The organism is Actinomycetospora sp. NBC_00405 (assembly GCF_036044095.1).
GTDB lineage: Bacteria > Actinomycetota > Actinomycetes > Mycobacteriales > Pseudonocardiaceae > Actinomycetospora > Actinomycetospora callitridis.
The window spans coordinates 3,843,798-3,861,630 of the sequence record NZ_CP107938.1; the positions used below are offsets into that span (position 1 = coordinate 3,843,798).

Genomic DNA, 17,833 nt, shown 5'->3' on the forward strand with positions numbered 1-17,833 from the left:
CTGGCGCCCATGGCCGACCTCACCGACCCCACGGTCCACGCCTTCCTCGCCGAGGGCACCCGCACCGGCAAGATCGGCTGGACCGCGAAGGACGGCCGGCCCCTCGTCACGCCGATCTGGTTCCTCGTCGAGGACGGCACGATCGTCTTCACCACCGGTCAGGACACCGCCAAGGGCCGCGCGCTCGCCCGCGACCCCCGCGCGGTCCTCTGCGTCGACCTCCAGGAGCCGCCGTACGCGTTCGTGCAGGTCCAGGGCTCGGTGACGCTCTCGGAGGACCCCGACGAGCTGCGCCGCACGGCCACCGACCTGGGCGCGCGCTACATGGGCGCCGACCGCGCCGAGGAGTTCGGCCGGCGCAACGGCGTCCCGGGCGAGCTGGTGGTGCGCCTGCACCCGTCGAAGGTGATCGCCGCGCTGGACATGACGGCGTGACGGCACCGCCACCCCTGGCCCGCGCGCTGGACCTCGCGCCGCACCCCGAGGGCGGCTGGTTCCGCCGGACCTGGGCCACCGGCCCCACGCTGCAGCCCGCGGGCTACCCCGGCCCGCGCGTGAGCGCCACGGCGATCCACTACGTGCTCGCGCCCGGCGAGGAGTCCCGCTGGCACCGCGTGCGCTCCGACGAGCTGTGGTGCTGGCACCGCGGTCCGGCGCTGTCGCTGTGGCTCGGCGGCGACGGCGAGAGCCCCGTCGGAGGAGACGCGATCCTCCTGGGCGCCCGGGTCGAGGACGGCCAGGCGCCGCACGCCCTCGTGCCCGGCGGCGTGTGGCAGCGGGCCGCGCCGGAGCCCGGGGCCGACGCCGAGGTGCTGGTGACCTGCGTCGTCAGTCCGGGCTTCGACGAGGACGACTTCACGCTCGCCTGAGCCCCGCTAGTTCGCCGGCGGGTCGGCGCCGCCCTCGCCCTCGGCACCCTCGACCGGGGCATCGCCCGCGGCCGCCGGGTCCTCCGCCGCCGCGGGATCGCCGACGGCGGGCGGGACCTCCTCGGCCGGCTGGGCGACGTCGGTGTCGGGTGGCGCGGTGGTCGACGTGGGTGCCGACGTGGAGCTCGGCGACGACGTGCTCGACGGCGTGGACTCCGCCGGGCCCTCCGCGCTGTCCGCGGTGTCGCCCGGGTCGGTGCCCGCGACCGGGGTGAACGTCCCGAACGTCTGGCGCGGGGCGTCCTCCAGCGCGTCGTCCATGAACGTCTTCCAGATCTCGCTGGGCAGCCCGTGGCCGTAGACGGGGCGTCCGTCGGCGGTGCGGATCGGGGTGTTGTCGTCCGTGCCCACCCACACGACCGTGGACGCGTTCGGGGTGTAGCCCGCGAACCACGCGTCGTTGTTCTGGCTCTCGACGTGCGACTGGACGGTGCCGGTCTTGGCCGCGGCCTGCCGGCCGCCCTCGAGCCCCACCCCGTCGTAGTCCGGTACGTCGCGCATCGCCTCGGTGACGTTGCGCGCCACGCGCGGGTCGATGCGCTGCTCGCCGGGCGTGGTCGACTGGTCGTAGAGGACCTCGCCGCTGGCCGTCGTGACGCGCTGGACGAGGTGCGGCCGGTGGTACATGCCCTCGTTGGAGAAGGTCGCGTAGGCCGAGGCCAGGTCGACCGCGGTCGTCTCCTGGTTGCCCAGCGAGATGCCCGAGTCCGGGTCGTTCATCGGCTGGCTGATCCCGGCCTGGCGTGCGGCCGCGGCCACGGCCTGCGGGCCGACGCGGTTGCCGAGCGCGGTGAACACGACGTTGTTCGACAGCGTCATGGCGCGCTTGAGGCTGCAGTTCGCGCAGTCGGCGCCGTCGACGTTGCGCACCGTCTGCCCGGGGATCGACCGCCCGTCGAACTCCGTCGAGATGCCGATCGGCGGGTCCTGCTGCAGCGCGGCGAGCAGCACGAACGGCTTGAACGTGGAGCCGGCCTGCTTCTCGACCCGGGCGTAGTCCAGACCCGAGCCGTTGTCCCCGCCGTAGTAGGCGAGGATGCCACCCGTCTCCGGGTCGATCGACACGGTCGACGTGCGGAGGTTGTCCGGCTGGCCCCCCATCTTCGACCGCACCGCCTCGACGGCCTCGCGCTGCGCCTCGGGCGTGATCGTCGTCTGGATCTGCAGCCCCTCGGTGACCAGCGCGTCCTGGTCGATGCCGAGGGTCCGGAGCTCGTCGCGCACCGCGCTGTAGATGTGGCCGCGGTCGTCGTCGGGGACGCCGCCGGTGACGCGACGGGGCGGCACCGTGACGGGGAACTGCGCCGCGGCGCGCTCCGGGGCCGGCAGCCAGCTCTGGGCGACCATGCCGTCCATGACGTAGTTCCAGCGGCGCAGCGCGTCGTCGGGATTCTGCGCGGGGTCCCACTTCGACGGCGCCTGGATGACGCCGGCGAGCAGGGCACCTTCGGCCGGGGTGAGCGTCTCGACCGGCCGGCCGAAGTACGCCTGCGACGCCGCCTGGATGCCGTACGCGCCGCGACCGAAGTAGATGCTGTTCAGGTAGTCGCCCAGGATCTCGTCCTTCGAGCGCTCCTGGGAGATCTTCAAGGAGATGATGAGCTCCTTGTACTTGCGCATCAGCGAGTACTCGTCGCCCACCATCGCGTTCTTGACGTACTGCTGGGTGATCGTCGACCCGCCGCCGGAGCCGCCGGTGAGGTTCTTCCAGACGGCGCGACCGAAGCCGGTGACGTCGAAGCCGCTGTTCGAGTAGAAGGTGCGGTCCTCGGCCGAGAGCACCGCGAAGCGCACCGGAGGCGGCACCTGCTCGAGGCCGACCTTCTGGCGGTTGCCCTGCTCGCCCGGAGCGATCCGCGCGAGGACGGTGCCGTCGGAGAACGAGACGGTGTTGAGCTGGCTCTCCACCGCGTCGTCGGCGTTGGGCACCGGGATGAACAGCCAGCCGACGAGCAGCGAGAACACCGGGGCCGCGATCATCGCGGCCACGCCCGCGTAGAGGCTGCGACGGATGCGGCGCCACCGCAGGGCGGCGGGCGCGATCGTCTCGGGGTGCGGTCCGTCCAGGTAGAGGACGACCCGGGACCGCACGCGGCGGCCGAACGCCACGACCTTGTCGCCATGGGGCAGACGCACCACCCGGGCGGCGACGACGGACAGCACCGCGGCGATCGCCAGCGCGATGCGGCCGCGGGGGACGCGGGGGGCGTCGCTCTCCCCGGCCCGCGTGCTGCGCCCGGTGCTCCGGTTCGCCGTGCGACCCGAGGTGCGCGAGCGGCTGGTGGCGCGACGGGTCGTGTGCCCGGCGCCGGTCCGGGTCGGGCGCGCCGCGCGGGTGGTGCCCGCGTCGGCGGCCTCGTCGGGCTGGTCGTCGTCCGGGGTCTCGGGGAGGTCCTCGAGGTCGTCGTCGACCGGGGCGGGCTCGTCGTCACGACGACCGCCCCGCCCGCGCGGGAGGGGACCGGACCCGGGTCCGCGGGGCGACGGGGCGTCGATCGCGGGCATCGCCGCGGTGCCGCCGGGACGGTTGCGGGTGGGGGCGGCGGTGGTGCTGCTCGTCGCGGGTGCCGACGGCGTGGCCGCGGTGGTGCCGGTCGCCGGGGGTGTCGCGGGCGTCGACGGCGGGGCGGTGCCGTTGGTCGGCGGCGGGGCGCCGCCGGGCGGGCGGCCGGGCGGCGGGGCGCTCGGGCGGCCCGCCGGGGCGGGGCCGCCGCGCACGGGACCGCGGGACGGGCCGACCGGCGGGGGGCCGGCGGGGGCACGCCCACCGGGCGCGGCGCCGGGCCGACCGTCGGGGGCGCGGGGCGGACGGGACGCCGGGGCGGCGGGACGGCCGCGGGTACCGGCGGGCTGCGCCGGACCGGGCGGCGGGGTGGAGCGGCCAGGACCGGGTCGGACGGGGCCGGGGCGGGCGGGCGGACCGGGCGGCGGTCCGGCGGGCGTCGGCGGCGGGCCGGCGGGCTTCGGGGGTGCCGCCGGCGCCGGGGCGGCCGGGGGCGGCGGCACGGTCGGGATCGGCGCGGGCGGGACCGGCGCGGGCGAGACCGGTGTGGGCGGCACCGGGCGTCCCGTCGGCGCGGGACCGGCCGGGGCGGCGGGCCGGGCGGCCGTCGGCGCGGCGGCCGGACGGGCCTCCGTAGCCGTCGCGGAGCGGGGAGCGCCGCCGGCGGGCGCGGCCGGGCGGGACGGCGCCGCCGGGGCCGGCGTGGTGCCGGTTGTCGCACGGCCGGGCCGGAACGACCCCGTCGACAGCGCCGACGGGAAGCCGACGGGCGGCGAGGACGGCGCGGGCTCCGAGCGGAGGCGTTCGCGCACGTAGTCGCCGTAGTCGCTGTCGCGCTCGCGGTCGAGCCGTTCGCGGTCCTCGCGGCGTGCGCGCCGACCTCCGGTGGCGCCGGGCGTGCTGCGCTCGCCCTCGTCGGCGGCCTCGTCGGGGTCGACGGCATGGCGCCGTCCCGACGGACGAGAGTGCGTCCCCGCCACCGAGCCACCACCTCCCCGTACCACTCGCATCCGATAAGCCCTGGTCAGAGGGCTCGGCCGGGATGTCGACCGGACCCTCCGGCCCGCACGCAGACGTACGGGCCCGCACGAAGGCAACGCGTCGGCGACGACGACGTCGCGCTCTGTCCGGGGGGCCGTCCGTGACCGGACCGCACGATGCGGTGAGTGGTGGTCCGGTGTCACTCCGTCGTGCACCCGGTCCGCTGGTCCCGACCCAGCGCGCTGAGTGGCGACCCCGGTCACCGAGTGCTAACAGCGGCACGCCCCGGACCGATGAGCGGGACGACGGTGATCGGCGAGAGGACTCACGGCATGGAACCCGACCAGGACCCCCGCGTCCCGGCGCCCCGCGACGGGGGCCGCGAGACGGCGGAGGACGGCGGCTACCCCTTCCTGCCCTTCGTCCCGGCCCCGCGCGTCGCCCCGTGGATCGAGCGGATGCCCGTGACGGCTCCGCTCCCGACCCCGGTCACGGCCCCCGTGTCCACCGCCCTCGTGCCCGCGCCGGTCGCCCCCGGCGCCGGCCTGCCCGCACTGCTCCGCGCCTGGGGACGCGCCGTCAGCCGCGCGGTGCACGCCGCGGTCGACGGCGTCCGGTCGCTGTTCGACGCGCTGGTCCCCGCCCCGGCGCCGCGCTGAGACCGGGCTCGCGGTACCTACAGCTGCACCCCGCGCGTCAGCGCCCCGTCGACGACGAGGTTGGTGCCGCTGATGAACGTGGCCGCGGGGCTCGCCAGGAAGGTCACCGCCCGCGCGACCTCCTGCGGCGTCGCCATCCGCCCGGTCGGGTTGAGCCCGAGGGCGTGCCCGTAGAGGTCGGGGTCGTTCTGCTCGATCGACTCCCACACCCCGCCCGCGAAGTAGACGTTGCCCGGAGAGACCGTGTTGGCCCGGACGCGGCCGGCGAGCTGGTACGCGAGGCCCTGGGTGTAGTGGACGAGTGCGCCCTTGAACGTCCCGTACGGCCCGGCGGCGAAGTCGATCTCGCGGCCCGAGACGCTGGAGATCGTGACGATCGCGCCGGCGTCGCTCGCCTCGAGCGAGGGCAGGGCCGCCTCCACGAGACGCACGGTGCCGAGCATGTCGGTGGTGAAGCTCGCCGCCCAGTTCTCCTCGGTGGACGGGATCGCCAGCGCCGAGACGTTGGCGACGACGGCGTCGATGCCGCCGCGCTGCGCCGCGGACTCCCGCACCCAGGAGGCGAGCGCGTCGCCGTCGGCGACGTCGACCTCCGCGCCGTGCACGTCGTACCCCGCGCCGCGCAGCTCCTTCTCCGCGGTGCGCACGCCGTCCGCCGACCGGGCGCAGAACGCGACCGTGGCGCCCTCGGCGGCGAGCGCCTCGACCACCGCCCGCCCGATGCCCCGGCTGCCGCCGGTGACGAGCGCGGTCCGGCCGTTGAGCTGGAGGTCCATGGGTCTCCTCTACGTCAGGGAGGTGGCGCGGGCACGCAGGTCCGCGTGCAGCCCGTCGAGCGGGCGCAGGCCGGGCACGAGCGTCTTGGACACCTTCGTCACGGCGCTGTAGTTGGTGTCGACCACGTTGGCCAGCGGCGTCAGCGACACCTGGGTGAGCAGCTGGTAGGCGTCGAGGCGCTCGAGACCGAGCAGCTCGCCGAGCCAGCCGATCATCTCGACCTGGCTGATCCGCCAGGCGTCCTCGAGCGGCCGCGATGAGCCGACGACGATGATCTCGCCGTCGTTCTCGATCCGCGGCCACAGCGGCGCGCGCGCCGCCGAGGCCTTGACCAGGTCGACGATGAGCGTGACGTCCATGGCGCCCTCGACCGCGGTGCCGCAGGACTCGCCCTCGCCCTGGCGGTAGTGGCCGTCGCCGACCGAGAAGATCGCACCGGGCTCGTTCACCGGCAGGTAGCAGGTGGCGCCGGCCCGCATCTCAGGCGTGTCCATGTTGCCGCCGAAGGCGTCCGGGGTCAGCGACGACCGGACCTCGCGGTTGGCGGGCGCCACGCCAACGGTGCCGAGCATCGGGTCGATCGGCAGGTCGAGGGAGAACTCGCCCTGGTGCGCGACGAACGTGACGGTGCCGCGGGCGCGGTCGAGCTCGTAGATCCAGGTGCGCTCGGGCAGCGGGTCGGCGAGCAGGGCGGTGCGGTCGGTGCCGGTCAGCCCGCCGAAGAAGGGGACGAGCGTGGAGGCGCCCCAGTCGCGCGCCGGGGTGATGTCGACGAGGTGCAGCACGAGCGTGTCGCCGGGCTCGGCGCCGCGCACCGCGAACGGGCCGGTCTGCGGGTTGAGGAACCGCGGGTCGAGCGTCGCGCTCGCGACGTCGGAGACGGTGCGGATGGCGCCGCCGAACGCGTCGTCGCACCACAGCCGCAGCACCGTGCCGGGCTCGATCTCGCGGATCGGGGCGGCGCCGCCGAAGGTCCAGGCGTACTGGGACCGCTCGGGCCGGAACTCGACGACGTCCACGACGGCCTCCCGCGGCCTAGTACTTGTCGGTGCCGGTGAGGGCGTGCTCGAGCTGGTCGGCGATGTGCGTGACCAGGCGGAACGGCGCGTCGAACTCGGCGAACGAGAGATCCTCGAGCGGGGTGGCGTGCCGGAACACGGCGACACCGCCGACCGCCACGGCACCGCCGACGACAGCCTCCTCGGCGAGCTCCAGCAGGCGGCGCGTGTCGATCTCGTCGAGGCGGGCGATCGGCGACTCGATCTGCAGCCAGTCGTGCCCGTCGACCTCGCCCCGGTGGTGCACGTAGACCAGCTGCGTGCGGTCCTCGGTGGTGGGGAGCCGGAACGTCAGGCTCCTCTTGTTCTGCGCCATCACCTCGTACCGCAGGCGCACCCAGGTCACCAAGTCGTCCCACGAGGCCACCGACCACTCACCGTCCTCACGCGGGGAGCCCGTCCCCTTGTCCTGGCGGCCCGGACGGCGCGCCGGGCGGAGCGATCGCACCGTAGCAGCGCGCTTGCGTGGTGATCGTTCGCTGTACTCGCTCACCGGACGCCTCCGCCGACGAGACGGTCCCAGCCGGCGTGGCCCACCGCGGAGGTGGCGCCGCTGCGGTCGAGCAGGCGCAGCAGCGCGGCGCCGTCGCGGGGCCGGTCGGACGCGTCCTGGGCGGTCGCGCGGCGCAGGACCGGGACGAGCCGCGGGGAGAGCCGGTGCACGGCGCCGAACGCCTCGGACCCGGGGCCGTCGAGGATGCGCCGCGCGATGTCGAGGATGTTGTCGCCGTCGAAGAGGTGGTCGCCTCGCGCGGCGAACACCACGCAGCACGCCCAGGCCCACACGTCGGTGGCCGGGACGGCGCCGTTGCCGGTGACCTGCTCGGGCGCCATGTAGCCCGGCGTGCCGACCATGTTCCCGGCCGGCGTGTGGTGGGTCTGGCCCACGACCCGGGCGATGCCGAAGTCGACGACCTTCGGCCCGGCCGAGGTGAGCAGGACGTTGCCGGGCTTGAGGTCGCGGTGGGTGATGCCGTCCGCGTGCAGGGCCGCGAGCGCGCGGGCGAGCGCGATCGCGGTGCGCGTGAGCATCTCGCCGTCGGTGACCGCCCCGGACGCGGCGACGAACGCGTGCAGCGACGGCCCGTCGAGGCGCTCCATGACGATGTAGGGCATCGACCCGTCGAATCCGACGCCGTGCACGCGCGCGGTGTAGTCGCCGGTGACCTTCTGCAGGGTCTGGCCCTCGCGCAGGAAGCGGGTGCGGGCGTCGACGTCGTCGAGCAGGTGCGGCGCCAGCACCTTGATGGCCACCACGCCGTGCGTGCCGGCCCGGTGGCCGAGGTAGACGGTGCCCATCCCGCCGGAGCCGAGACGCCCCGTGAGCGTGTACTCGCCGACCGAGCGCGGGTCGTGCGGCGACAGCGGCTGCTCGGGCGCGGCGAGGTCGACCAGGCGGGTCGACGGGCCGACGACCGGCGGGGGCGGGAGGGGGCGCGACGGGGGCGGCGGGACCGACCGGGCCGGGCCGGACGGCGCCGGCGGGGCGAGCTGCGCGCGCGCCACGTCGGGCTCCCGCGCGTTGCGGCGGGCGCGCAGCAGCCGCCGCTCGCGCACCGGGGGCAGCCGGGCGGCCCGCAGCGCCTCGGGGACGACGGGCGCCTCGCGGCAGGCGCGGGGACGCCCCGCGCGGGCGGTGACCTGGTGGGCGAGCAGGAAGAGCGCCGCGCCCAGCCCGACGCCCGGGACGGCCGCGGCACCGACGGCCAGGACGAGGACGAGCCCGAGCAGCAGGCCGAGCGCCAGCGTCGCCTTCCCGCGGCTGGCGGGCCACGGTCGCGTCACGGGCATCGCGCGCCGGCGCTCGAGGTCCAGGCCGCCGACGTAGAGGCCGGCCACCGTGAGGGAGAGCAGGCCGAGGACGACGAGCCCGGCGACCGTGATGGTCGGGCCGCTCGTGGTGGGGGCCGGCAGGCCCGCGTCGTCGAGGCGCGCGATGAGGCCGCGGATCGCGAGGCGGCGCCCGGTCGCGAGCTCGTCGGCGACGAGGGACAACGTCAGCACACCGAGCACGACCGTGACCAGGGCCGTCAGCGCCGTCAGGCCGATCGCGCGCGGCACGGGCAGGTCGGCGGCACGGTGCAGGTGGCGGCGCGCGCGTCGGCGCTCGGCCCCCGACAGGCGCGCGACGCGGTCGGTGACGACCCGGTCGACGAGCATCGCGGTGCGCCGCTGCACGGCCGCGCGCCGGTGCAGCGGAGCCATCGCGAGGGCGGTCAGCACGCCCGCGACGACCACCACGAGGACGGGCACCGCCGGGCCCAGCTCGGCCAGCCCCACGCCGACCTCCCCTCCCGCCGTCCGCGTTCCCGCGGTCGGTCCGTCCTCCCGACGCCGTCCCTTGAGGTTACCGGGGTACCGGATCAGCTCCGGGTGCGGCGACCCGGCGCGCCGTCACCCTCACGCGTCACGGTGGTCTTCTTCCGTCCCGGGCGCCACCGAGGCTTGCGGGGGTGGCGCAGGACGACGTCGCCGAGACTGTGCCGTCCCCGGATCGCGAGGTGCGGCGTGCCGCGCTCGCGCCGGTGGGTCGTGTCGTCGCGGACCTTGCCCGCGGAGATCAGCAGGTCGTCGACGTCGGCCGTGGCGCCTTCGGGCAGCACGAGCACCGGGGAGCACAGCCCCGTCGCCAGCTCGACCGCGATCACCGGCGCGGTGCACTCGGCCCCCGTGAAGTCCAGCGTCACCCCGCCGACCCAGCTGTGGACGCGGACCACGGGCGGCACCCGCCAGTACCCGCGCCGGGAGATCGCGCCGCCGACGCCCGCGCGCAGGTCGAGCACGTCGACCGAGCGCTCGACGTGCAGTGAGGCCCCCGGCAGGTCGTCGAGCAGGCCGACGAGGTCGCCCCGCACCCGCGCGGCGAGCGCGGCGGCGGAGCGGTCGCTGTACTCGGCCGGGGTGATCTGCCCGGCCACCATGGCCCGCGACAGGAACTGCTGGACCTGCTCGCGCTCGGTGTCCGAGACGCGCAGGCCCGCGGGATCCACCGGCTCCGGGCTCGCGGACGTCACACCGGAATGATAGGTCGCCGCGAGCACCCGCCCGGCAGTGCTCGGCCCAGACGAGACGGCAGTCGGGGACGGAGGTGGGCGGTGCCGCGGGGCCCGATGCTCGTCCTGGCGGTGCTCGTCCTGGCGGTGCTCGCCCTGGCCGCCGGCTGCGCGGGCGCGAACCGCCAGGTGTCCCCGTTGACGGGGATGCCCGCGTCGTCGGGTGCGCCCGTGCTCGCGGTGAAGGTGGACAACTCCCCCGCCGGCCGCCCGTGGACCGGCGTCGAGGACGCCGACGTCGTCTACGTCGAGCCCGTCGAGGGCGGCACGACCCGGCTGCTCGCCGTGTTCTCGTCGCGCCTGCCGGCCTCGGTCGGCCCGGTGCGCAGCGCCCGTGAGTCGGACGTCACGGTGCTCGGCGCCTACGGCCGGCCGGCGCTGGCGTTCTCAGGCTCCGCCCCCGAGCTGGCCGGGACGCTCGCCGGCGCCCCGCTCGTCGCGGTGACGCCCGCGACCGCCGCCTCGGCGTTCCGTCGCGACGCCGACCGCCGCGCACCGGTGAACCTGTACGCCGATCCCGGCGCCCTGCTCGCCGCGGCCGGCGAGGTGTCCCCACCCCGTGACGTCGGCTTCCGCTTCGGCGCGACCCCCGCGGGTGGCGAGGTCGTGCGGCACCGCGAGGTGGCGTTCGGGTCCGCGATCGTGGGCCTGACGTGGGACGCCGTGCGCGGACGCTGGGTGGTCGAGCCCGGCGGCGACCAGGTGGTCCCGGCCGGCGGCGGCGACCCGGTCGGCGCCGCCACCGTGCTCGTCCAGGAGGTGACGACGCGGCCGTCGGCCATCCGGGACGCCGCCGGGGCGGTCTCGCCCTACGCCGTGACCACCGGCGAGGGCGAGGCGGAGGTGCTGCGCGACGGCCGCGCCTTCCCCGCGCGATGGTCGCGGCCGACCCCGACCGATCCGACCCGCGTCCTCGACGCCGGCGGCGCCCCCGTGCCGTTCGCGTCCGGACCACTGTGGGTCCTGCTCGTGCCCCGGGACGATTGACCGACCCCCGCCTCGGGGTAGTCCGACGGCATGGCTGCTGACGACAAGATCGACAACAAGACCGACAAGCTCAAGGGCAAGGTCAAGGAGGCTGCCGGCACCGCCCAGGGCGACGAGGACCTCCGCGCCGAGGGCAAGAAGGACCAGACCAAGGGCGACGTCAAGCAGGCCGGCGAGAAGATCAAGGACGCCTTCAAGTCCTGATCCCGCCGCACGTCCACACGAGCCCCGGGGACCTCGTCCTCGGGGTTCTCGTGTGTCCGGGGCTGCGTGTCCCTAGTAGCCCCGCGACTCGCGTCGCCCGGCGAAGGAGTAGACCGGTGTGCCGTCGCCCTCGCGCCGGGCCAGGCGGTGCACCGCGAAGGTGTTGATCCCGGGGATCGAGCCGCCGTGGATCTCGCTGACCTTCTGGCGCGGACCCTGTTCGACCAGCACCAGGAACTCCTCGGGAGGGCTCGCGCCCTCGGCGATCGTCAGGTCGTGGTCGCCCTGACAGGGACCGTCGGCGAGTCGGATACGCACCCGTCACCCCCTCGTCTCGTCGCAGACGGCGACCATGGTGGCACGCCCTCCGGGACCCGGTGGACCGTCCGGACCCGCTCTTTGCGGATGTACTTGCACATGCAAGGATGATCGCCGCCGGTCATGCCCCCCGTGATCGGCAACGGACCCGGTCGGTGTCCCCCCGCCGGCCGGGTCCTCCCACACTGATCGGACGAGCCCGACGTCACCATCCGTCGGTCGACCGACGGAGGTTGGGTCGGTCCCCCAGCGGACATCCTCATGTCGTCCCCGACGGATGATGAGAGCGGACGTGGAGAAGGACGAGGCGGCGAGTCAGCTCGCCCGACAGGCGTCAGAGGCGCTCGCAGGCCTGCTCGAGCACGAGCGCACCCAGCCGCCGGACGGCGACCGCTTCGACCGGTGCAGCGAGACCCTCGACGAGCTCGCCCGGGCCCTCATGACGATCGTCGAGGTCGTCGACCACTGCACCGCGAACTCACCCGTGGAGGAGGACCCCGACGGCCTCACCCAGAAGGCCCGCGACCTCGCGACGGCCATCGTCCGGCGCCGCAACTCCCTGCTCGCCGAGAGCGCGGCCGCACGCCTCCACGTCGTGCGCGCGACGCCCGTCCCCCGCGCGGGCTGACCCTCAGCCGATCCCGCCGCCGAACCCGACCTCGTTGCCGTCCGGGTCGCGGAAGACGATCTTGCGGGCGCCACCCGGGTAGTCCTCGTGCCGTACCGGTGCGATCCCCCGCTCGGCGGCGCCGCGCACGGCGTCGTCCAGGTCCTCCGGGACGATCATGAGTTCGGCGTGCCCGGCTCGCTCGGGGTCCTGCTTGACGTAGAGCCATCCCTGCTCCGAGAGCTCCCACACCGCCTCGGTGTCCGAGGCGAGGAACGACGGCTCCCGACCGAGGAGGCGCTCGAACCACGGCCGCGACGCCTCGTAGTCGCTCACGAGGATCCCGGCGAAGAGGAGGCGGCCGGAACTCACGAGACACCCACCGGGGTCTCGGAGCGACGGGTGGGCCCGCGACGACGGGGGCTCACGACCGGGTCCGGGACGAGCCGACCTCGTCGTCGGGGACGCTCGCCGCCCGAGGAGCGAGCCGGCGCAGGAGGGCGCCCGCGCCGACGGCCAGCGGGAACATGAGGACGCCGTAGACCGCGGCCGGCACCGCGAGCCGCTCGGTCTGCAGGACGCTCACCGCGACGGCGATCGCGAGCGTGCTGTTGTGGATCCCGACCTCGAACGCGGAGGCCACGGCCTGCGGGTGCCCGACGCCCAGCAGCCGGGGCACCAGGTAACCCAACGTCAGGCTGATCAGGCAGAACGCCACGGCGACGAGGCCGATCGCGGCCAGGTACTCGCCGAGGTTCTCCCGCTCGCCCAGGAGCGCGCCGACGATCACCACGACCAGCACCACGGCCGAGAGGATTCGTACCGGCCTGTCGGCGCGGTCGGCGAAGGTGGGCGACGCGCGCCGGATCAGCATGCCGATCACCACGGGGACCAGGACCACGGCGAAGACCTGGGCGGTCTTGCTCAGGTCGAGCCCGAGGCCGCCCTCGACCACGGGCCGGAAGTACGCGAGCGACAGGTTCACGACGACCGGCAGGGTGATCACGGCGATCACCGAGTTGACCGCCGTGAGCGTGATGTTGAGGGCGACGTCCCCGCGGAAGAGGTGGCTGAACAGGTTCGCGGTCGTGCCCCCGGGCGACGCGGCGAGCAGCATGGTCCCGACGGCGAGCAGTGGGTCGAGCCCCGCCGCGATCACCAGCCCGAAGCAGATCACCGGCAGCACGACGAGCTGGGTCACCAGGGCCGCCACGACCGCCACCGGACGTCGCGCCACGCGGGCGAAGTCGCCGATGCTCAGCGACAGCCCGAGCCCCAGCATCACGACCGCGAGAGCGGCAGGCAGACCGACGGTGGTCAGCGCGGAGTCCATGAACACCCCTGAGTGTGAACAGGGTGCCCATCGTGCCGTCGGGACATCTCGCGAGGAAGCGGTCGGACGCGTCGTTCCGGGCGCCTACGGCCGTCCCCTGCACAAAACAAAGGGGCCGCAGCGCTGCTGCGACCCCTCTGAACTGCCTCGACCGGCGCGCGCCCGAAGGGATTCGAACCCCTAACCTTCTGATCCGTAGTCAGATGCTCTATCCGTTGAGCTACGGGCGCAGTGTGTACTTGTGAAGCCTCGACCCTTGCTGGACCGCGGCCGCGGAGGCTCCGGGATTTGAACCCGGGAGGGAGCCGAACTCCCAACCGCATTAGCAGTGCGGCGCCATAGACCAGACTAGGCGAAGCCTCCCGAGGTCCCCCTGGGGCCTCCGTCGGGAAACAGTACACACCGCCGTCCACCCGGTCGGCCGCCACCCCCCGCCGCGTCGACGTGTGCGCGGTCTCGCATGCGAGCGCTCGGGAGATGGGTAGCCCACAACCGAACGCACCCTGAGGAAGGACCGCAGTGAAGGCGACGTTGATCTACGGAGCGGGCGACATCCGGGTGGAGGACGTCCCCGACCCGACGCTCCAGAACGCGAGCGACGCGATCGTGCGCATCACGCACTCGTGCATCTGCGGCAGCGACCTCTGGCCGTACAAGAGCCGCGAGCAGACCGAGCAGGGCGACCGCATCGGTCACGAGTTCATCGGCGTGGTCGAGGAGACCGGCTCCGACGTGGGCCGCATCCAGAAGGGCGACCTGGTCGTCGCCCCGTTCTTCTACGCCGACGGCACCTGTGAGTACTGCCGGGCGGGCCTCACCAGCGCCTGCCCGAACGGCAACGCCTGGGGCGCCGACACCGACGGCGGCCAGGGCGAGGCGGCGCGCGTGCCGTTCGCGGACAACGTGCTCATGAAGCTCGACGTCCCGCAGGACTCGGAGCTCATGCCGAGCCTGCTCACGCTGTCCGACGTGTTCGGCACCGGCCACCACGCTGCCGTGTCGGCGCAGGTGGGGCCGGGCAAGGACGTCGTCGTGGTCGGCGACGGCGCGGTCGGCCTGCTGGGCGTGCTGGCCGCGAAGCGCCTGGGCGCCGAGCGGATCGTCCTCATGGGCCACCACAAGGACCGCACCGACCTCGGCCGCGAGTTCGGCGCCACCGACGTCGTGGCCGAGCGCGGCGAGGAGGGCGAGCAGAACGTGCGTGACCTGCTCGGCACCGACGGCGCGCACTCGACGATCGAGGCCGTCGGCTACGACCAGTCGCTCTCGACCGCGCTGAACGTCACGAAGCCTGGCGGCCACGTCGGGATCGTCGGGGTCCCGCAGAGCGGCACCATCCCGAACGCCGCCCGCAAGTTCATGGCCAACATCACCGTCGCCGGCGGCATCGCCCCGACACAGGCCAACATGCACGAGCTGCTGCCCGACGTCCTCGACGGCACGGTCGAGCCGGGCAAGGTCTTCAACCGGACGATCTCGCTCGACGAGACGCCCGAGGGCTACCGCGCGATGAACGCCCGCGAGGCCCTCAAGGTGCTCGTGCGTCCCTGACGCCCGGACGCACGACCGAGGGGCGCCCTCGCTGCGCACGACGCAGCGGAGGCGCCCCTCGCTCGTTCCAGGGCCGTGTCTCACGCCACGCGGGCGTAGGTGATCCCGCCGTCGACGTCGATCGTGCCGCCGTGCAGGAAGGCCGCCTCGTCGGAGACGACGAACCGCACCGCGTAGGCGACGTCGACGGGCCGGACCGGTCGGCCGGCGACGGTCGCCTTCGTCATCGCCTCGAGCACGTCGTAGGAGTCGGCGTTGCCCGGGGTCGCGGTGGCGCCCGGGGCGACCGTGTTGACGCGGACGCCGCGGGGCCCGTACTCGGCGGCCCAGGTGCGGGTCATCTGCTCGATGGCGGCCTTGCTCGCGGTGTACGCCGCGCCCATCGGGACGCCGACGCGCGACATCCAGGACCCGATGTTGACCACCGCGCCCTCGCCGCGGGCCGCCATCGCCGGGGCGAGCGCGCCGACGAGCACGTGCGGCGCGCGGACGTTGGTGGCGAGCACGGCGTCGAGGTCGGCGTCGGTCAGGCTGTCGGTCGGCCCGACGGGGTAGACGCCGGCGTTGTTCACCAGCACGTCGACGCGGCCGCCGAGCAGCGCGGTGGCTTCGGCCGCGAAGGCGCGGACGTCGTCGGGGCGTCCGCGAGGTCGCGGTGTGGGAGGGCGAGCAGCTGCTCGCCGCGCAGGAGCCCGAGATCCACGACCTGGGCAGCTGGGAGTCGTGGCGCCGCTGGCGGGACGGGCTCGTCGCGTACTACGTCGGGCAGGGCCGCTGGGCCTGCCCCATCGGGTCGCTGGCGACCGAGGCGGCGTCCGCCGACCCCGAGACCGCGGCGTTGATCACGACCTCCATGTCGGCCTGGAAGGACATGCTCGCCGCGGGGGTCGCGCGCATGCAGGCCGCTGGGCACGTGGACGGGGCCGCAGACGCCGACCTGCTGGCCGTCGGCATCGTCGCGTCGATCCAGGGCGGTATCGTGCTCTGCCAGCCCCAGCGCTCACCCCGCCCGCTCGAGGCCGTCCTCGACCAGATCCTCGACCCGCTGCGGGTCCGCTCCGGCGAGCGAACGGGGAGTTCGCGCGCATAGAAGCAGCGAACAGCGCGTTCGCTGCGACAGGGGTCAGCGCCGTAGCAGTCGCAGCATCGCCGGCGGGCGGCCGCCGTAGCCCTCGGCCTCGAAGGCGGCGACGGCGATGCGGGGCAGGTCGCGCACGGCGTCGAAGACGAGGTAGCGCGGGACCCAGACGGGCCCGAAGCGGGCGTTGAAGCGGTAGAGCGTCTCGATCTGCCACCAGCGCGACGCGGTGCGCAGCAGGCGGGCCCAGAGGCGCGCGACGGGCCCGGCACCGATCTTCTCGCCGCGCTCGAGCGCCGAGCGGAAGACCGCGAAGTTCAGCGAGACCCGGTCGACCTCGAGGCCCCGGCAGGCGCCCAGGAGGTCGGCGATGAGCAGCTCGTTGAGGCCGTTGTCGGGCACCGCGGGGTCGCGGACCATGACGTCGAGCGACAGGCCGTCCGAGCCCCACGGCACGAACTGGAGCAGCCCGCGCGTCTCCCCCTCGGCGGTGGCGACGACCAGCACGGCGTCGGGGTCGGCCGCGGCGTCGGCGGTGCGCGAGAGCGCCATCGAGAAGCCCCGCTCGGCCGGGCTGCCACGCCAGCGGGCGACGAGCTCGCGCAGCTGCTCGAGCTCGTCGGCGGGGATGTCGGACAGGCGCCGCACGGTGGTGTCGTAGCCGGCGCGCCGGACGCGCGAGACGGCCTGGCGCACCGTGCGCATCGAGCGGCCCTGCAGCGAGAACGTCGCGACGTCGACGACGGCCTCGTCGCCGAGCTCCAGGGCGTCGAGCCCGCCCTCGCGCGCCCACACCCGCGCGCCGGCCTCGGAGCAGCCGAGCACTGCGGGCACCCAACCGTAGCGCCGGCAGCTGGCGAGGAACTCGGTGATCGCGCCCGGCCAGGCCTCGACGTCACCGAGCGGGTCGCCCGACGCCAGCGCCACCCCGGCCACGACCCGGTGGGGCACCGCGGCCTTGCCCGACGGCGAGAACACCACGGCCTTGTCGGGCCGCAGCGCGAAGTAGCCCAGCGAGTCGGCGCGGCCGTGGCGCGCGAGCAGGGCCCGGATGCGCTGGGCGTCGTCGTCGGTCAGCGTGCGGCGGGGCTCCGCGGAGCGCAGCAGGAAGTAGCCGCCGAGCACGAGCGCGGCGATGCCGAACGTCAGGCCGAGGACCGCGGTCAGGTCGTCGAACCAGGTGACCCGGAACTGCACGGGCCCGCTGACCCCGACCAGCGAGAGCGCCGACTGCGCCAGGATCTCCCCCGTCGACGGCCGGCCCTCGAGCAGCGACGGCCGCACCATCAGCAACAGCGCGACGACGACGAACCCACCGAGGAGCATCTGGACGACGACCCGCACCGCGGCCAGCGGCCCGACGGGATCGGGCAGGGCCGTGAACTCGCGGCGGGTGAGCAGCAGCCCGACGAGCAGCACGAGGACGACGACGGTCGGGACGAGCGCGTGGCGGCCGACGACGTGCGAGACGACCAGCAGGACGCACGCCACGACGGCCAGCTGCCACGCCCGGCGCTTGCGGCGTCGCAGGCCGGTGGCCAGCATCATCAGCCCGACGCCGAGGGTCGCGACGACGACGGAGCCGACCAGCGGGACCTCGGGCGGCAGCCCGAACCAGGTCGCGGGCTGCAGGCGCCGGCGCAGCAGGGGCGTGAGCAGCGACAGGATCGTCAGGAGCCCGGCGACGCGCGCCGCCCACGTGACGACCCGCGCGGTGCGCCGCCCCCGCCAGCGGGCGAAGCGCCCCTCGGCGGCCGCCGCGGTGGGGCGATCCACCTGCACCCCCGACGCCAAT

18 protein-coding genes, 2 tRNA genes and 1 pseudogene are annotated in these 17,833 nt (G+C 74.9%); 8 read left to right on the forward strand and 13 right to left on the reverse strand.

What is annotated here, in order from left to right; translation table 11 throughout:
• Nucleotides 1-9: 9 nt before the first annotated feature.
• Nucleotides 10-435, forward strand: a complete 426-nt coding sequence (locus tag OG774_RS18985; RefSeq protein WP_328303271.1) for a PPOX class F420-dependent oxidoreductase — start codon at nt 10-12, stop codon at nt 433-435.
• Nucleotides 432-869, forward strand: coding sequence for a cupin domain-containing protein (locus OG774_RS18990; protein WP_328303273.1), 438 nt, complete (start codon nt 432-434; stop codon nt 867-869). The genes OG774_RS18985 and OG774_RS18990 overlap by 4 nt, the downstream gene beginning before the upstream one ends.
• 6 nt (nt 870-875) lie before the next feature.
• Here OG774_RS18990 and OG774_RS18995 read toward each other — a convergent pair whose 3' ends face one another.
• A complete protein-coding gene (locus OG774_RS18995; protein ID WP_328303276.1) occupies nt 876-4,412 on the reverse strand; it encodes a transglycosylase domain-containing protein in 3,537 nt (1,178 codons plus the stop codon).
• Nucleotides 4,413-4,745: 333 nt separating this feature from the next.
• Here OG774_RS18995 and OG774_RS19000 point away from each other — a divergent pair, with 333 nt between their 5' ends.
• Nucleotides 4,746-5,072: a hypothetical protein gene (locus OG774_RS19000; protein ID WP_328303278.1), complete on the forward strand. Its 327-nt coding sequence runs from the start codon at nt 4,746-4,748 to the stop codon at nt 5,070-5,072.
• Between the two features lie 17 nt (nt 5,073-5,089).
• On the opposite strand, the gene OG774_RS19005 is transcribed toward OG774_RS19000, so the two are convergent.
• The 5 genes from OG774_RS19005 to OG774_RS19025 form a co-directional block, all read right to left on the reverse strand.
• Nucleotides 5,090-5,848: an SDR family NAD(P)-dependent oxidoreductase gene (locus OG774_RS19005; RefSeq protein WP_328303280.1), complete on the reverse strand. Its 759-nt coding sequence runs from the start codon at nt 5,846-5,848 to the stop codon at nt 5,090-5,092.
• 9 nt (nt 5,849-5,857) lie between these two features.
• Nucleotides 5,858-6,868, reverse strand: a complete 1,011-nt coding sequence (locus OG774_RS19010; protein WP_328303282.1) for an acetamidase/formamidase family protein — start codon at nt 6,866-6,868, stop codon at nt 5,858-5,860.
• A 16-nt stretch (nt 6,869-6,884) separates the two neighbouring features.
• A complete protein-coding gene (locus tag OG774_RS19015; protein WP_328303284.1) occupies nt 6,885-7,253 on the reverse strand; it encodes a hypothetical protein in 369 nt (122 codons plus the stop codon).
• Nucleotides 7,254-7,396: 143 nt separating this feature from the next.
• On the reverse strand, nt 7,397-9,187 hold the full coding sequence (locus OG774_RS19020; protein ID WP_328303286.1) for a serine/threonine-protein kinase: 1,791 nt from the start codon (nt 9,185-9,187) through the stop codon (nt 7,397-7,399).
• An 83-nt stretch (nt 9,188-9,270) separates the two neighbouring features.
• Entirely contained in the window at nt 9,271-9,921 is a 651-nt protein-coding gene (locus tag OG774_RS19025) for a DUF1707 SHOCT-like domain-containing protein (RefSeq protein ID WP_328303288.1), read from the reverse strand.
• Nucleotides 9,922-10,002: 81 nt separating this feature from the next.
• Here OG774_RS19025 and OG774_RS19030 point away from each other — a divergent pair, with 81 nt between their 5' ends.
• Nucleotides 10,003-10,947, forward strand: a complete 945-nt coding sequence (locus OG774_RS19030; RefSeq protein WP_328303290.1) for a DUF3048 domain-containing protein — start codon at nt 10,003-10,005, stop codon at nt 10,945-10,947.
• 30 nt (nt 10,948-10,977) lie between these two features.
• Nucleotides 10,978-11,151, forward strand: coding sequence for a CsbD family protein (locus OG774_RS19035; protein ID WP_328303292.1), 174 nt, complete (start codon nt 10,978-10,980; stop codon nt 11,149-11,151).
• Between the two features lie 72 nt (nt 11,152-11,223).
• Here OG774_RS19035 and OG774_RS19040 read toward each other — a convergent pair whose 3' ends face one another.
• Complete coding sequence (locus OG774_RS19040; protein WP_328303294.1) at nt 11,224-11,469, reverse strand: hypothetical protein; 246 nt, start codon at nt 11,467-11,469, stop codon at nt 11,224-11,226.
• 292 nt (nt 11,470-11,761) lie between these two features.
• On the opposite strand from OG774_RS19040, the gene OG774_RS19045 reads away from it, so the two are divergent.
• Entirely contained in the window at nt 11,762-12,097 is a 336-nt protein-coding gene (locus tag OG774_RS19045) for a hypothetical protein (protein ID WP_328303296.1), read from the forward strand.
• Between the two features lie 3 nt (nt 12,098-12,100).
• Here OG774_RS19045 and OG774_RS19050 read toward each other — a convergent pair whose 3' ends face one another.
• The 4 genes from OG774_RS19050 to OG774_RS19065 all read right to left on the reverse strand — a co-directional run bounded on the left by OG774_RS19050 (nt 12,101) and on the right by OG774_RS19065 (nt 13,772).
• Entirely contained in the window at nt 12,101-12,448 is a 348-nt protein-coding gene (locus tag OG774_RS19050) for a VOC family protein (RefSeq protein WP_328303298.1), read from the reverse strand.
• Between the two features lie 52 nt (nt 12,449-12,500).
• Nucleotides 12,501-13,409 (reverse strand): bile acid:sodium symporter family protein, encoded by a 909-nt coding sequence (locus OG774_RS19055; RefSeq protein ID WP_328303300.1) that lies wholly within the window; start codon nt 13,407-13,409, stop codon nt 12,501-12,503.
• 157 nt (nt 13,410-13,566) lie between these two features.
• Nucleotides 13,567-13,639, reverse strand: a tRNA-Arg gene (locus OG774_RS19060).
• A 43-nt stretch (nt 13,640-13,682) separates the two neighbouring features.
• Nucleotides 13,683-13,772, reverse strand: a tRNA-Ser gene (locus OG774_RS19065).
• A gap of 156 nt (nt 13,773-13,928) precedes the next feature.
• Between OG774_RS19065 and OG774_RS19070 the strand changes: the two genes are divergently transcribed.
• On the forward strand, nt 13,929-14,960 hold the full coding sequence (locus tag OG774_RS19070; RefSeq protein WP_328303302.1) for a zinc-binding dehydrogenase: 1,032 nt from the start codon (nt 13,929-13,931) through the stop codon (nt 14,958-14,960).
• An 80-nt stretch (nt 14,961-15,040) separates the two neighbouring features.
• Here the strand turns inward: OG774_RS19070 and OG774_RS19075 are convergent.
• Nucleotides 15,041-15,586, reverse strand: a pseudogene (locus tag OG774_RS19075) (SDR family NAD(P)-dependent oxidoreductase); the annotation flags it as partial.
• 29 nt (nt 15,587-15,615) lie between these two features.
• On the opposite strand from OG774_RS19075, the gene OG774_RS19080 reads away from it, so the two are divergent.
• Nucleotides 15,616-16,050 (forward strand): LmrA/YxaF family transcription factor, encoded by a 435-nt coding sequence (locus OG774_RS19080; RefSeq protein ID WP_328303304.1) that lies wholly within the window; start codon nt 15,616-15,618, stop codon nt 16,048-16,050.
• Between the two features lie 33 nt (nt 16,051-16,083).
• Here OG774_RS19080 and OG774_RS19085 read toward each other — a convergent pair whose 3' ends face one another.
• Nucleotides 16,084-17,814: a phosphatidylglycerol lysyltransferase domain-containing protein gene (locus OG774_RS19085; protein WP_442873889.1), complete on the reverse strand. Its 1,731-nt coding sequence runs from the start codon at nt 17,812-17,814 to the stop codon at nt 16,084-16,086.
• Nucleotides 17,815-17,833 lie beyond the last annotated feature (19 nt).

Bases quoted from the DNA above. Each gene is read 5' to 3' on its own strand.
- OG774_RS19005 (WP_328303280.1), bottom strand. From the start codon at position 5,848: ATGGACCTCCAGCTCAACGGCCGGACCGCGCTCGTCACCGGCGGCAGC.
- OG774_RS19055 (WP_328303300.1), bottom strand. From the start codon at position 13,409: ATGGACTCCGCGCTGACCACCGTCGGTCTGCCTGCCGCTCTCGCGGTC.
- OG774_RS18985 (WP_328303271.1), top strand. From the start codon at position 10: ATGGCCGACCTCACCGACCCCACGGTCCACGCCTTCCTCGCCGAGGGC.
- OG774_RS19000 (WP_328303278.1), top strand. From the start codon at position 4,746: ATGGAACCCGACCAGGACCCCCGCGTCCCGGCGCCCCGCGACGGGGGC.
- OG774_RS19035 (WP_328303292.1), top strand. From the start codon at position 10,978: ATGGCTGCTGACGACAAGATCGACAACAAGACCGACAAGCTCAAGGGC.